The 12,713-nt window shown below is 69.4% G+C and carries 12 protein-coding genes and 2 pseudogenes; 10 read left to right on the forward strand and 4 right to left on the reverse strand.

The genetic code is table 11. From position 1 onward, the window contains the following. Positions 1–76: 76 nt before the first annotated feature. Both AAG092_RS05580 and AAG092_RS05585 read left to right on the forward strand, forming a co-directional pair. A pseudogene (locus tag AAG092_RS05580) lies at positions 77–853 on the forward strand (cache domain-containing protein); the annotation flags it as partial. A gap of 579 nt (positions 854–1,432) precedes the next feature. Further along, positions 1,433–1,969 (forward strand): annotated as a pseudogene (locus AAG092_RS05585) (methyl-accepting chemotaxis protein); the annotation flags it as partial. Between the two features lie 228 nt (positions 1,970–2,197). On the opposite strand, the gene AAG092_RS05590 reads toward AAG092_RS05585, so the two are convergent. Continuing rightward, on the reverse strand, positions 2,198–3,088 hold the full coding sequence (locus tag AAG092_RS05590; protein ID WP_373388892.1) for a LysR family transcriptional regulator ArgP: 891 nt from the start codon (positions 3,086–3,088) through the stop codon (positions 2,198–2,200). 95 nt (positions 3,089–3,183) lie between these two features. Between AAG092_RS05590 and AAG092_RS05595 the strand changes: the two genes are divergently transcribed. The 4 genes from AAG092_RS05595 (at position 3,184) to AAG092_RS05610 (ending at position 5,857) form a co-directional block, all read left to right on the forward strand. Continuing rightward, positions 3,184–3,585 carry an ACT domain-containing protein gene (locus tag AAG092_RS05595; protein ID WP_373388893.1) on the forward strand — a complete coding sequence of 134 codons (402 nt, stop codon included), beginning with the start codon at positions 3,184–3,186 and terminating at the stop codon, positions 3,583–3,585. A 1-nt stretch (position 3,586) separates the two neighbouring features. Next, complete coding sequence (locus tag AAG092_RS05600; RefSeq protein WP_110681114.1) at positions 3,587–4,195, forward strand: LysE/ArgO family amino acid transporter; 609 nt, start codon at positions 3,587–3,589, stop codon at positions 4,193–4,195. A 58-nt stretch (positions 4,196–4,253) separates the two neighbouring features. Next, positions 4,254–5,096, forward strand: coding sequence for an EamA family transporter (locus AAG092_RS05605; protein ID WP_110681113.1), 843 nt, complete (start codon positions 4,254–4,256; stop codon positions 5,094–5,096). Positions 5,097–5,275: 179 nt separating this feature from the next. Next, on the forward strand, positions 5,276–5,857 hold the full coding sequence (locus AAG092_RS05610; RefSeq protein WP_110681112.1) for a superoxide dismutase: 582 nt from the start codon (positions 5,276–5,278) through the stop codon (positions 5,855–5,857). Positions 5,858–5,920: 63 nt separating this feature from the next. Here AAG092_RS05610 and AAG092_RS05615 read toward each other — a convergent pair whose 3' ends face one another. Both AAG092_RS05615 and AAG092_RS05620 read right to left on the reverse strand, forming a co-directional pair. Further along, entirely contained in the window at positions 5,921–6,565 is a 645-nt protein-coding gene (locus AAG092_RS05615; protein WP_181418732.1) for a hypothetical protein, read from the reverse strand. Position 6,566: 1 nt separating this feature from the next. Then, positions 6,567–7,868 carry an ammonium transporter gene (locus AAG092_RS05620; protein WP_373388894.1) on the reverse strand — a complete coding sequence of 434 codons (1,302 nt, stop codon included), beginning with the start codon at positions 7,866–7,868 and terminating at the stop codon, positions 6,567–6,569. Between the two features lie 246 nt (positions 7,869–8,114). Here AAG092_RS05620 and AAG092_RS05625 point away from each other — a divergent pair, with 246 nt between their 5' ends. The 4 genes from AAG092_RS05625 to AAG092_RS05640 all read left to right on the forward strand — a co-directional run bounded on the left by AAG092_RS05625 (position 8,115) and on the right by AAG092_RS05640 (position 11,894). Beyond that, entirely contained in the window at positions 8,115–10,178 is a 2,064-nt protein-coding gene (locus tag AAG092_RS05625; protein WP_110681110.1) for a bifunctional diguanylate cyclase/phosphodiesterase, read from the forward strand. 75 nt (positions 10,179–10,253) lie between these two features. Continuing rightward, positions 10,254–10,730 carry an LEA type 2 family protein gene (locus AAG092_RS05630; protein ID WP_110681109.1) on the forward strand — a complete coding sequence of 159 codons (477 nt, stop codon included), beginning with the start codon at positions 10,254–10,256 and terminating at the stop codon, positions 10,728–10,730. Positions 10,731–10,775: 45 nt separating this feature from the next. After that, positions 10,776–11,117 carry a zinc ribbon domain-containing protein YjdM gene (locus tag AAG092_RS05635; RefSeq protein WP_110681108.1) on the forward strand — a complete coding sequence of 114 codons (342 nt, stop codon included), beginning with the start codon at positions 10,776–10,778 and terminating at the stop codon, positions 11,115–11,117. 51 nt (positions 11,118–11,168) lie between these two features. Then, positions 11,169–11,894, forward strand: a complete 726-nt coding sequence (locus AAG092_RS05640; protein WP_110681107.1) for an ABC transporter substrate-binding protein — start codon at positions 11,169–11,171, stop codon at positions 11,892–11,894. Positions 11,895–11,900: 6 nt separating this feature from the next. On the opposite strand, the gene AAG092_RS05645 is transcribed toward AAG092_RS05640, so the two are convergent. Continuing rightward, positions 11,901–12,614 carry a hypothetical protein gene (locus AAG092_RS05645; protein ID WP_373388895.1) on the reverse strand — a complete coding sequence of 238 codons (714 nt, stop codon included), beginning with the start codon at positions 12,612–12,614 and terminating at the stop codon, positions 11,901–11,903. Positions 12,615–12,713 lie beyond the last annotated feature (99 nt).

Here is a 12,713-nt window from a genome sequence, read left to right on the forward strand (position 1 = left end):
GGAGTCCCGGGACATGCCGTTGCGTCTCAAGCTTGCCGTCAGTTTCCTGCTGATCGGTCTAATTCCAGTGTTGGCGATGGCCTTCACGGTCTATCGCCAGGCCAGCCAGGCCCTCCAGGAGCAGGCGCTGAACGCCCTGGAGGCCGTAGCGAATATCAAACAGCAGCAGCTGCAGGACAGCTGGCAGGCGCGTCACAACCAGCTCGGCACCCTGGCCAGCAACCTCGGCACCAGCTATGCCGGGCTGCAGGGCGCCGCCCTGGTCAGCACCGCCAACTACGACCGGCCGATCTTCGACAACTTCGCCAAGACCTACGGCTACCGCGAGCTCAAGCTGGTGTCGCGGGACGGCCAGGTGCTGTTCAGCCTGCTGCGCGGCGCCGACTACCAGCAGAACCTCGGCGACCCGGCCTGGCGCGACACCCCGCTCGGCCGTGTGGTGCGCACCGGCCTGGACAGCGGCCAGGCGCATATCGGCGACCTGACGGTGAGCGCCCCCGGCGCCGAGCCCAGCCAGTTCCTCGTCGCGCCCATCCTCGACGAGGGCGAGCTGCAGCTGCTGCTGGTGCTGGAGCTGCCGCTGGCCGAGCTGAACCGGGTGATGCAGGCCCGCCAGGGCCTGGGCGAGGCCGGCGAGACCTACCTGGTCGGCGCCGACGGCCAGCTGCGCTCGGACTCGGTGCGCTTCGCCGCGCACCGGGTGGCGCGCGACGCCCAGCCCGGCACGGCCCTGCCCGGCGCCGCCATCGGCCGCGCACTGAACGGCGAGCAGGGCCGCCTGGCCGAGCCCGGCATCGACGGCCAAGCGGTGCTCAAAGCCTTCGTGCCGCTGCAACTGGACGGCCAGCGCTGGGCGCTGATCGCCGAGATGGACCAGGAGCAAGCCTTCGCCCCGGTGCGCACACTGATGTGGCAGGTGCTCCTGCTGGTCGCCCTGACCATCGCCGGCGTGGCCGTCGCCACCTGGCTGGTCAGCCGCAGCGTGATGCGCCCGCTGGGCGGCGAGCCACGCAGCATGGCCGAACTGGCCCGGCGCCTGGCCGCCGGCGAGCTGCGCCTGCACGGCGACGCCGCGCAGGGCGGCCTGATGCAGGCCCTGCACGAGATGGCACGGGCCTGGCGCGAGGTGGTCGAGCGCCTGCGCCAGGCCAGCCAGGCAGTGGACGCCGCCAGCGGCGACATCCTCGGCGCCGCCGGCCGCACCAGCAATAGCCTGGACCAGCAGCAGGAAGCGCTGGAGCTGGTGGTCAGCGCCGTCGACCAGATGGCCGCCACCGTGCAGGAGATCGCCAGCAGCGCCAGCCACAGCGCCGACGGCAGCGCCGCCGCGCGCGCGGCCTTCGCCACCGTGCAGGGCAGCCTGCAGCGCATGATCGGCCAGCAGGACCAGCTGCTCGCCGGCCTGCGCGGCGCCGACCAGGTAGTGCAGACCCTGGCCGCCGACAGCCAGCAGATCGGCTCGGTGCTGGCGGTGATCCGCGCCATCGCCGAACAGACCAACCTGCTCGCCCTCAACGCCGCCATCGAGGCGGCGCGCGCCGGCGAGCAGGGGCGCGGCTTCGCCGTGGTTGCCGACGAGGTGCGCAACCTGGCGCAGAAGACCCGCCAGGCCACCGAGGAAATCGTCGCCATAGTCGAGGCCATCGGCCAGTCCTCCGGCGAGGCGCAGGCGCGCATGCAGGGCTCCAGCGAACAGGCGCGCGCCCTGGAACTGGAGACCCAGGCCGTGCTCGGCAGCCTCGGCCAGCTCGACGACTCGCTGCAGGGCGTGCACGCCCTGGCCTTCCAGATCGCCGCGGCAGCCGAGCAGCAGGCGGCCACCACCCAGGAGGTCAACCAGCACATGCACCGCCTCAACGACATGACCGGCGAGAACCGCCGCACCGCCGCCCACACCCGCGACTGCGGCGAGCACCTGCGCAAGGTGGCCGGCAGCCAGGAGCAGCTGGTGGCGCAGTTCCAGCTCTAGGCAGCTCGGCCAACCCTGCCGATGTAGCCCGGATGTAATCCGGGGCGCCCCGTTCCCGGATTACATCCGGGCTACGGCCTTCATTCGGGCCATGCCCCCTCTCCCCCGGCCCCTCTCCCACCCGTGGGAGAGGGGAGCTCTAAAACCAGTCACCCGCGCCAGCCCCAAGGTCATAAAGGTAGGGCGGGTGAAACCCGCGCCACTCTACTCTCGCAGGTTGCACTCGCCCTAAGTCTGCACCAGCCAGTCCCCCACGCCACGCTCCAGGTGGCGGGTCAGGCTGGCCAGCAGCTCGCCGCCGTTGCGCCAGTGGTGCCAGTACAGCGGCACGTCCAGCGGCCGCTCCGGCAGCAGCTCGACCAGCTCGCCGCTGGCCAGCTGCTGGCGCACCTGCAGCTCCGGCACCATGCCCCAGCCGAGCCCGGCACAGGCCAGGCGTACGAAGCCTTCCGAGGAAGGGCACAGGTGGTGGGCGAAACCGCCGCCGACACCGAGACCGGCGAGGAAGCGGTGCTGCAGCTGGTCGTCGGCGCCGAACACGATCGACGGCACCCGCGCCAGCGCCGCGCCATCGACACCCGCGGCGAAATGCCGGGCAACGAAGGCCGGGCTGGCCAGTGCGCGATAGCGCATCGCCCCCAAAGGCAGGGCGCGGGCACCGGCCACCGGGCGCTCGGCGGCGCACACGCAACCGGCCACCTCGCCGGCGCGCATGCGCTTGAGGCCGACGTCCTGGTCATCCACCACATGGTCCAGCAGCAGGCGGTGTTCGGCGACGAACTCGCCCATCAGCGGCGCCCACCAGGTGGCCAGGCTGTCGGCATTCAGGGCGATGCGCAGGCGCTCGGCCGGCTGGTCCTCGGCCAGCGCCGGCACCTGGCCCTGCAGGTCGCGCTCCAGCAGGCGCACCTGCTGCACGTGGTTGAGCAGGCGCCGGCCGATCTCGGTGGGCGCCGGCGGCGCGGCGCGCAACAACACCGGCTGACCGACCCGCGCCTCGAGCAGCTTGATCCGCTGCGACACCGCCGACTGCGACAAGCCAAGCAGCTGCGCCGCGCGCTCGAAGCCGCCCTGCTCTACCACCGCGGCCAGGGCGGCCAGCAGCTTGTAGTCGAACATAAGATTTCCTAATGAGAGATCAGCACGATTCGTTTTCCTTATACACACGCAATCCCCAGACTGGCCAGCATCGCAACCCTCTCAAGGACTCCGCCATGACCGGCGAAACCAACCTCAGCACCTTGCTCGCCAGCCTCTCGCCACGCCTCAACCCCGGCCGCTTCGTGTTCTGCAGTGCGCCGCAGCCCACCGTGGTACAGGTCGCTGCCGCCCTCGGCAGCTTCCGCGAGGCCGAGGGCACCACCCTGATCCTGGCCCGCGAGGAAGCCGAGCGCCTGGGCCTGGCCTACGACTACCTGGCCGCCTGGATCACCCTCGAGGTGCATTCGTCGCTGGCCGCCGTCGGCCTCACCGCCGCCTTCGCCAAGGCCCTGGCCGACGAAGGCATCAGCTGCAACGTGATCGCCGGCTTTCACCACGACCACCTGTTCGTCGCCGAGGCCGATGCCGAGCGCGCCCTGGCCAGGCTGCAGCGCCTGGCCGCGGAGGGCCGCTGAGATGTGGCAGAGCTACCTCAACGGCCTGCTGGTGGCGGCCGGCCTGATCATCGCCATCGGCGCGCAGAATGCCTTCGTCCTGGCGCAGAGCCTGCGCCGCGAGCATCACCTGCCGGTGGCCGCACTGTGCGTGCTGTGCGACGCCCTGCTGGTCGCCGCCGGCGTGTTCGGTCTGGCCGCCGTGCTGGCGCAGAGTCCGACGCTGCTGGCGGTAGCGCGCTGGGGTGGCGCCGCCTTCCTGCTCTGGCTGGGCGTGCAGGCGTTGCGCCGGGCCATCCGGCCGCAGGCGCTGCAGCAGCAGGACAGCGGCCCGCGCTCGCGCCGTGCGGTGCTGCTGGCGGCGCTGGCGGTGACCCTGCTCAACCCGCACGTCTATCTGGATACCGTGCTGCTGATCGGCTCCCTCGGCGCCCAGCAGCCGGTGCCCGGCGCCTACGCCCTGGGCGCGGCCAGCGCCTCGCTGATCTGGTTCTTCACCCTGGCCCTAGGCGCCGCCTGGCTCGCCCCCTGGCTGGCGCGCCCGGCGACCTGGCGCCTGCTCGACCTGGCGGTGGCGGCGATGATGTTCGCGGTGGCGGCGCAACTGCTGCTGCACGCACCCGGCGCATGACCGCGCCGGTGCGGCGGCGCTATGCTGCGGCGCTCTGGACGGGGAGAAGGAGCGGCGCGTGGATTCGACGGTATTTGTCCTGGTACTGGCCGCCGCCGCGCTGCATGCGGGCTGGAACGCCCTGCTGAAGATCGGCCTGGACCGCTACCTGACCGCCTCGCTGATCCAGATCGGCGCTGCCTGCGTGGCCTTGCCCGCCCTGCCTTTCTTCAACCTGCCACAGCCCGTCGCCTGGCCTTTCATCGCTTTCTCCGCGCTGCTCCACGTCGGCTACAACCTGTTCCTCGCGCGTGCCTACCAGCACGGCGACCTGTCGCAGGTCTATCCCATCGCCCGCGGCAGCTCGCCGCTGCTGGTCGCCCTGCTGGCGCTGCTGGCCGGCGACCTGCTGCAACCAGCGCAGTGGGCGGCGCTGCTGGTGCTGGTCGCCGGCATCTGGCTGATGGCCTGGCGCGGCGGCCACGCCCATGCCTCGCTCAACGGCCCGCTGCTGCTGAATGCCCTCGCCACCGCCGCCTGCATCGCCGGCTACACCCTGGCCGATGCCCTCGGCGCGCGCAGCAATGGCGATGCGATCGGCTATGCGCTGTGGCTGTTCGTGGTCAACGGCCTGGTGGCGACGCTGCTGATCACCCTGCGCAGCGGCCCGCGCATCTTCCTCCGGCTCGGCCCGCACTGGCGCGGCGGCCTGGGCGGCGGCGCCATGTCGATGCTGGCCTACAGCCTGGTGATCTGGGCCACCACCCAGGCGCCGGTGGCCATGGTCTCGGCGCTGCGCGAGAGCAGCGTGCTGTTCGCCCTGCTGATCGGCTGGCTGCTGCTCAAGGAGCCGATGCCGCCCATGCGCCTGCTCGCCTGTGCCGTGATCGCCCTCGGCGTGGTCCTCCTCAAGCTCGCCTGAGGCCTGCTGGCATCGGCTTTCCCACACAGTTGCTGCGTGGATAAGGCCGGGGTCGGGTGCTATGATCCCGGCCTCGCGGCAGACTTAAAGAGTACAAACTCGTCGCCGCCCGTATTCCGGCCGCCCCGTGAACGGCCTGCGCTAGTCGCACATATCCCGACCTGATGAGGAGATAGACCATGGCTTTCGAATTGCCGCCGCTGCCGTACGAGAAGAACGCCCTCGAGCCGCACCTGTCCGCCGAGACCCTGGAGTTCCACCACGGCAAGCACCACAACGCCTACGTGGTGAACCTGAACAACCTGGTGCCGGGCACCGAGTTCGAAGGCAAGAGCCTGGAAGAGATCATCAAGACTTCCTCCGGTGGCGTGTTCAACAACGCCGCGCAGATCTGGAACCACACCTTCTACTGGAACTGCCTGTCGCCGAACGGCGGTGGCCAGCCGACCGGCGCCCTGGCTGACGCCATCAACGCCACCTGGGGCTCCTTCGACAAGTTCAAGGAAGAGTTCAGCAAGGTTTCCATCGGCACCTTCGGTTCCGGCTGGGGCTGGCTGGTGAAGAAGGCCGACGGTTCCCTGGCCCTGGCCAGCACCATCGGCGCCGGCTGCCCGCTGACCAGCGGCGACACTCCGCTGCTGACCTGCGACGTGTGGGAGCACGCCTACTACATCGACTACCGCAACCTGCGTCCGAAGTACGTCGAGGCGTTCTGGAACCTGGTCAACTGGGACTTCGTGGCGAAGAACTTCGCCGCCTAAGTCGCAACCAGCGTCCACAAAAAACCCGGCCTTGCCGGGTTTTTTGCTTTCAGCGGGTGCCCCTCACAGCAGCTTCTGCGGCGGCAACGGCAGCTGCAGCAGTTCGACCCGCTGCACGGCGCGGGTCAGCGCCTGGTCGGCGGCCACCGGGCCGAGGTACTCGCACAGCCCGACATACAGCAGGTTGAGCAGCACCCGCAGGTGCTCCAGGCCCAGCGCCGTCAGCCCCAGCGAGCCGCCCTGCTCCAACCAGCCGCGCAGGCGCAGGCGCAGCTCGGTGTCCAGCTGCATGGCGTTGAGATTGCCGGCGGCGAAGCGGCGCAGGCGCGGCACCAGCGCGGCGTCGAGCTGGGCGAACAGCGCCTGGCTCAGCGCATCGAAGGTCTGCCGCGCCAGCGCATCGGGACCGGAGACTTCCTCGGCGCCCTGCCCCGCCCCCCGGCGCCAGGCCTGCAGGCGTGGCGCCGGGTCCGGCAGCAGGTCGCCGACCGGTCCGGTCAGCGCACCGACCAGCTCGCGGTACAGGCGCGCACGCTCCAGCTTGCGCCCGCTGCGCTGCACCACCTCGGCGAGGAACTCGTTGAGGGCGAAGGGCGGCTTGTCGGCGTACTTGGCTTCCCACAGCGACAGCAGCGGCAGCAGCTCTTCCTCGGACAGATGGCCGGCCAGCCCGGTGTAGATAGCGCGACGGCGGGTGCTCAGGCTCATCTCAGCTCCTCCGGTTCAGTTCGCTGGCATCGAAGGTCACCTGCTGGTTGAACTCCGGATAGCCCACCTCGGCGTGCTCGGAGTAATCCAGGCCGCGCTGCTCGTCCTGGGTCGGGGTGCGCAGGCCGATGGTCCTGGCGAGCACCAGATAGAGCGCCAGCGCCATCGGGAAGGCCCACAGGAAGGCCGCGCCGGCGCCGAGCAGCTGCACGCCGACGCGCTCCCAGTTGAACAGGTCGCCCTCATAGAACAGCCCCGCCGCCAGGGTGCCCCAGACCCCGCAGAAACCGTGCACAGGCACGGCGCCGACCACGTCGTCCAGGCGCAGGCTGTCGAGCAGGCGCATGCCCAGCACCACCACCGCGCCGGCAACCAGCCCGGTGAGGATGGCGAAGCCCGGCAGCATGGTGGCGCAACCGGCGGTGACCCCGACCAGGCCACCGAGCGAGCCGTTGATGGTGGTGGTCAGCAGGATCGGGCTGGACGTGCCGCGCAGCATCAACAGGGCGCCGATCGCGCCACCGGCGGCGGCCAGGTGGGTATTGAGGGCGATCAGGCCGAGGCTGTGGTTCATCGCCAGGGTGCTGCCGGCATTGAAGCCGAACCAGCCGACCCAGAGGATGAAGCCACCGAGGGTCACCAGCCCCAGGTTGTGGCCGGGAATGGCGCGCGGCGTGCCGTCGGCAGCGAAGCGCCCCAGGCGTGGGCCGAGCACCAAGATGCCGGCCAGGGCGCACCAGGCGCCGACGCTGTGGACCACGGTGGAGCCGGCGAAGTCGATGAAGCCGAGCTTGGCCAGCCAGCCCTGGCCGCCGTAGATGCCGCTCCACACCCAGCTGCCGAATACCGGGTAGATGAAGCCGCTGATCACCACCGCACCGACCAGGTAGCCGGCGTAGCGGGTGCGCTCGGCCATGGCGCCGCTGGCGATGGTCGCCGCGGTGGCGGCGAACATCATCTGGAACAGCAGGAAGGTGAAGTCCCAGGCCTCGCCGCGATGCGGGGCGAAATGGCTCATGCCGTACCAGCCGGTGGCGTTGGCGCCGAACATCAGGCCGAAGCCGACCAGCCAGAAGACGATGCCGCCGACGCAGCCGTCCATGTAGTTCTTCATCATCACGTTGACCGCGTTCTTGGCCCGCGACATGCCGCTCTCCAGCAGGGCGAAGCCGGCCTGCATGAAGAACACCAGGGCACTGGCCAGCACCACCCAGGCGGTATTGCGGGCCAGCTCGTCGGCAGCGCCGGCGTGCGCATGCAGCGGGAAGAACAGAACACACAGCGACAGCAGGTAGACCTTCATGGCGAATCCCCCGACACGGTGATGAACGGAGGCTTCGCAACTCTCATGCCAGGCCGGATTCGGCCGAAAACCCTATTGCGGGCCACGCCACGCACCAGCAGGGCGCCAACGGCAGGTTCCGCGCGCCAACACGGATCAGTGGCAGAAAAAAGCGCTCCGCGACGTAATGGCCCTTTGACGGCTAACGCGCATTTGCCAATACTCAGACCGGTCACAAACATCCGGCGGCGAACAAGGACAATCCATTTGAAGCTGGAACTGAAGAACAGCCTGTCGCTGAAACTGTTGCGAGTGGTCCTGCTGTCGGCGCTGGTGGTGGGCGTGGTGCTGAGCTGCGGGCAGATCGTCTTCGACATCTACAAGACCCGCCAGGCCGTGGCCAACGACGCCCAGCGCATCCTCGGCATGTTCCGCGACCCCTCGACCCAGGCCGTCTACAGCCTCGACCGCGAGATGGGCATGCAGGTCATCGAGGGCCTGTTCCAGCACGAGGCGGTGCGCTACGCCGCCATCGGCCACCCCAACGAGCCCATGCTCGCCGAGCGTTCGCGCGAGCTGACCCCCTCCACCAGCCGCTGGATCACCGACCCCATCCTCGGCCAGGAGCAGACCTTCACCACCCAGCTGGTCGGCAAGGGCCCGTACAGCGAGTACTACGGCGACCTGACCATCACCCTGGACACCGCCAGCTACGGCGCGAACTTCATCACCACCTCGGTGATCATCTTCGTCTCCGGCGTGCTGCGCGCCCTGGCCATGGCCCTGGTGCTGTACATGGTCTACCACTGGCTGCTGACCAAGCCGCTGTCGAAGATCATCGAGCACCTCACCAACATCAACCCGGACCGCCCCAGCGAGCACAAGCTGCCGATGCTGCAGGGCAACGAGAAGAACGAACTGGGGCTGTGGATCGACACCGCCAACCAGCTGCTGGAATCCATCGAGCGCAACACCCACCTGCGCCGCGAGGCGGAAAACAGCCTGCTGCGCATGTCGCAGTACGACTTCCTCACCGGCCTGCCCAACCGCCAGCAGCTGCAGCAGCAGCTCGACCAGATCCTCGACGACGCCGGCCGCCTGCAGCGCCGCGTGGCGGTGCTGTGCGTCGGCCTGGACGACTTCAAGGGCATCAACGAGCAGTTCAGCTACCAGACCGGCGACCAGCTGCTGCTGGCCCTGTCCGACCGCCTGCGCAGCCACAGCGGCCGCCTCGGCGCCCTGGCCCGCCTCGGTGGCGACCAGTTCGCCCTGGTCCAGGCCGACATCGAGCAGCCCTACGAGGCCGCCGAGCTGGCGCAGAGCATCCTCGACAGCCTGGAGGCGCCCTTCGCCCTGGAGCAGCAGGAGGTGCGCCTGCGCGCCACCATCGGCATCACCCTGTTCCCGGAAGACGGCGACAGCACCGAGAAGCTGCTGCAGAAAGCCGAACAGACCATGACCCTGGCCAAGAGCCGCTCGCGCAACCGCTACCAGTTCTACATCGCCAGCGTCGACAGCGAGATGCGGCGCCGCCGCGAGCTGGAGAAGGAACTGCGCGAGGCGCTCGGGCGCAACGAGATGCACCTGGTGTTCCAGCCGCAGGTCGACTACCGCGACCACCGCGTGGTCGGCGTCGAGGCGCTGATCCGCTGGCAGCACCCGCAGCACGGCTTCGTGCCGCCAGACCTGTTCATCCCGCTGGCCGAGCAGAACGGCACCATCATCGCCATCGGCGAATGGGTGCTCGACCAAGCCTGCCGCCAGCTGCGCGAATGGCACGACCAGGGCTTCAGCGAGCTGCGCATGGCGGTCAACCTGTCCACCGTGCAGCTGCACCACAACGAGCTGCCGCGCATGGTCAGCAACCTGCTGCAGGTCTACCGCCTGCCGCCGCGCAGCCTGGAACTGGAAGTCACCGAGACCGGCCTGATGGAAGACATCAGCACCGCCGCGCAGAACCTGCTGAGCCTGCGCCGCGCCGGCGCCCTGATCGCCATCGACGACTTCGGTACCGGCTACTCCTCGCTGAGTTACCTGAAGAGCCTGCCGCTGGACAAGATCAAGATCGACAAGAGCTTCGTCCAGGACCTGCTCGACGACGAGGACGACGCCACCATCGTTCGCGCCATCATCCAGCTCGGCAAGAGCCTGGGCATGCAGGTCATCGCCGAGGGCGTGGAGACCACCGAGCAGGAGGCCTACATCATTGCCCAGGGCTGCCACGAGGGTCAGGGCTACCTGTACAGCAAGCCGCTGCCGGCCCGCGAGCTGACCCTCTACCTCAAGCAGGCCCGCCGCCTGAGCAACGCCGGCAACCCCGCCACCCTCTGAGCCCCGCGGGTTGCCCCTGCGGGCACCGCGGCGCGTCTAGACTGCCTGCACGACCACCACTGCGAGCCCCCGCCCATGCGCGCCACCCGCCTGCTCACCTGTGTGCTGCTCGGCCTGCTCGGCGGCTGCGCCGCGCTGGCCCCGCGCGACCCGCTGCACATCGACCTGGTCGACCTGCAGCCCGAACCGGCGCAGGGCCTGGAGATGCGCTTCGCCGTGCTGCTGCGGGTGCAGAACCCCAATGACGGCGCCATCGACTTCGACGGCGTGGCCCTGCAGCTGGACGTCAACGGCCAGCCCCTGGCCAGCGGCGTCAGCGCCCAGCGCGGCCAGGTGCCACGCTATGGCGAGGTGCTGCTGCGGGTGCCGCTCAGCGTCTCGGCCTTCTCCGTTTTTCGCCAGGCCTGGGCCGCGGCCGGCTACCCGCAGGGCCGCGGCCTGCCCTACGAGCTGCGCGGCAAGCTCGGCGGCGGCCTGTTCGGCGCGGCGCGCTTCAGCGACAGCGGCACGCTGGACTGGCCGCAACCCGGAGCGGTGGGCCAAGGACGCTAAAACCCTATACAATGCGCGGCTTTTCCAGCCAACCGAGGCCCCGCCATGAGCACCCTGCCGCCCTGCCCCCAGTGCCACTCCGCATACACCTACGAGGATGGCGGCCAGCTGGTCTGCCCGGAGTGCGCCCACGAATGGTCGGCCCAGGCCGCCAGCGAGGCCGGCGATGACGCCCGGGTGATCAAGGACTCGGTGGGCAACCTGTTGCAGGACGGCGACAGCGTCACCGTGATCAAGGACCTCAAGGTCAAGGGCTCGTCGCTGGTGGTCAAGGTCGGCACCAAGGTGAAGAACATCCGCCTGTGCGACGGCGATCACGACATCGACTGCAAGATCGACGGCATCGGCGCGATGAAGCTGAAATCCGAGTTCGTGCGCAAGGTCTGAAGCGCTCGCGCTGGGCTAGGCTAAGGAGAAAGCGCCCGCTGCGGAGGCTCCATGCGCATCCTCTCGCTCGTCCTGCTGTTGCTGTGTAGCCCGCTCTGCGCCGGGGAAACCTGGCGCGTGGTCGGCGACGAACAGTTCGCTCCCTACAGCTTCGTCGCCCTGGATGACGACACCCCGCGCGGCGTGGACGTCGAGCTGGTCGAGGCGGTGATGAAGGACGCCGGCATCGCCTACCAGTTGCGCCTCTACCCCTGGGAAAGGGTCAAGCGCATGCTCGAACGCGGCGAGGCGGAAATGGCCTTCCAGTTCGCCGGCACCCCCGAGCGCATGGCCCAGTACGAACTGGTCGGCCCCCTGCGCACCGGCGCCACGGTGTTCATGACCACCGCCAAGATCGCCCTGCAGGACTGGCGCAGCCTGGACGACTTCTCGCCCTTCGTGATCGGCCAGGTGCGCGGCTACGCCTACCAGTCGGACTTCGACCAGGCCGACCTGGCCCGCGACACCAGCGCGCAGAACCCGCGCCAGCTGGTGTCCATGCTGCTGGCCGGGCGCATCGACATCATCGTCGGCGACCGCACCCAGCTGCTCTACTTCGTGCAGGAGCAGCGCGCCCAGCACAGCGTGCGCATCCTGCCCAGGCCGCTGGTGCAGATGCCACGCTACGTGGCCTTCGCCAAGGGCGACCAGGCACGCGCCGAGCGCTTCGCCAGCGCCCTGGAGCGCGTGCGGGCCAGCGGCGAGCTGGAGCGCATCCTGCACAAGTGGGAGCAGTAGCGCGCCTCACTGCACCGGCAGGAAGTTGAGGAACAGCAGGCTCTGCGCGTAGTTCACCCCCAGGCGCCGGTAGCGCTCCTCCAGCACATGGGTGAGCAGGTCCAGGCGCGCGGTCATCTTGCCGAACTCCACAGCGTAGCTGAGGTTGCTGCCCTCGTTCGACAGCAGCAGCGGGCGGCCCTGCGCGTCGCGGCGCTGGGCCAGCATCCAGGCGGCGCGCTCGATGTTGCGCGCGGCGTTGTGGATGAACTCGGCGTTGAAGGCATCGGTCAGGTAGAACTCGGTGCGCCCGCCGTGGGCGGTGATCAGCATGCTGCCCAGGGCATAGACGAAGGCGCCGACCCGGTCGCCCTGGAACTCCGGGCTCAGCGCATAGCTGAGCGCCTCGATGTCGCGGCGCCCGCCGAGCTGCGGCAGCGGGCGGTTCTCCTCGATGGCCAGGTGGATCGCCCGCTCCGCCGCCGCGCGGTCGGCCAGGCCGGTCTTGCGCCACTCCTGCGGGTTGCGCTGGTACAGCTTGCTCAGCAGCCGATAGAGGCTGTTGAGGTTGTCGCGCATGGCCAGGGTGGCCATGCGGTCGACGTCGCTCTGCAGCAGCTCGCCGGGCTTGAGCGCGTTGCTCTGGTTGACGATGCTGTCGTGGGCCAGGCGCCCGCTGCAGCCGACCAGGCCAAGGACCAGGCAGAGCAACGCCACGCCGCCATGAACCGCCCGCTTCATCGGAACGCCCCCATTCCTTTTGCCTTGCAGTAAAGCGCAAAAACCCGGATCCGCACTGTGCGCCAGGCCGCAGCGGGCAGGCTGGGCTAGAGTGAAAGA

This window comes from Pseudomonas alcaligenes (assembly GCF_041729615.1).
Taxonomy (GTDB): Bacteria; Pseudomonadota; Gammaproteobacteria; order Pseudomonadales; family Pseudomonadaceae; genus Aquipseudomonas; species Aquipseudomonas alcaligenes_B.

Excerpts from the sequence above, each read along its gene's own strand:
- AAG092_RS05635 (WP_110681108.1), top strand. The coding sequence starts at position 10,776 with ATGAGCACCCTGCCGCCCTGCCCCCAGTGCCACTCCGCATACACCTAC.
- AAG092_RS05590 (WP_373388892.1), bottom strand. The coding sequence starts at position 3,088 with ATGTTCGACTACAAGCTGCTGGCCGCCCTGGCCGCGGTGGTAGAGCAG.
- AAG092_RS05630 (WP_110681109.1), top strand. The coding sequence starts at position 10,254 with ATGCGCGCCACCCGCCTGCTCACCTGTGTGCTGCTCGGCCTGCTCGGC.
- AAG092_RS05600 (WP_110681114.1), top strand. The coding sequence starts at position 3,587 with ATGTGGCAGAGCTACCTCAACGGCCTGCTGGTGGCGGCCGGCCTGATC.
- AAG092_RS05640 (WP_110681107.1), top strand. The coding sequence starts at position 11,169 with ATGCGCATCCTCTCGCTCGTCCTGCTGTTGCTGTGTAGCCCGCTCTGC.
- AAG092_RS05620 (WP_373388894.1), bottom strand. The coding sequence starts at position 7,868 with ATGAAGGTCTACCTGCTGTCGCTGTGTGTTCTGTTCTTCCCGCTGCAT.
- AAG092_RS05615 (WP_181418732.1), bottom strand. The coding sequence starts at position 6,565 with ATGAGCCTGAGCACCCGCCGTCGCGCTATCTACACCGGGCTGGCCGGC.
- AAG092_RS05610 (WP_110681112.1), top strand. The coding sequence starts at position 5,276 with ATGGCTTTCGAATTGCCGCCGCTGCCGTACGAGAAGAACGCCCTCGAG.
- AAG092_RS05595 (WP_373388893.1), top strand. The coding sequence starts at position 3,184 with ATGACCGGCGAAACCAACCTCAGCACCTTGCTCGCCAGCCTCTCGCCA.
- AAG092_RS05645 (WP_373388895.1), bottom strand. The coding sequence starts at position 12,614 with ATGAAGCGGGCGGTTCATGGCGGCGTGGCGTTGCTCTGCCTGGTCCTT.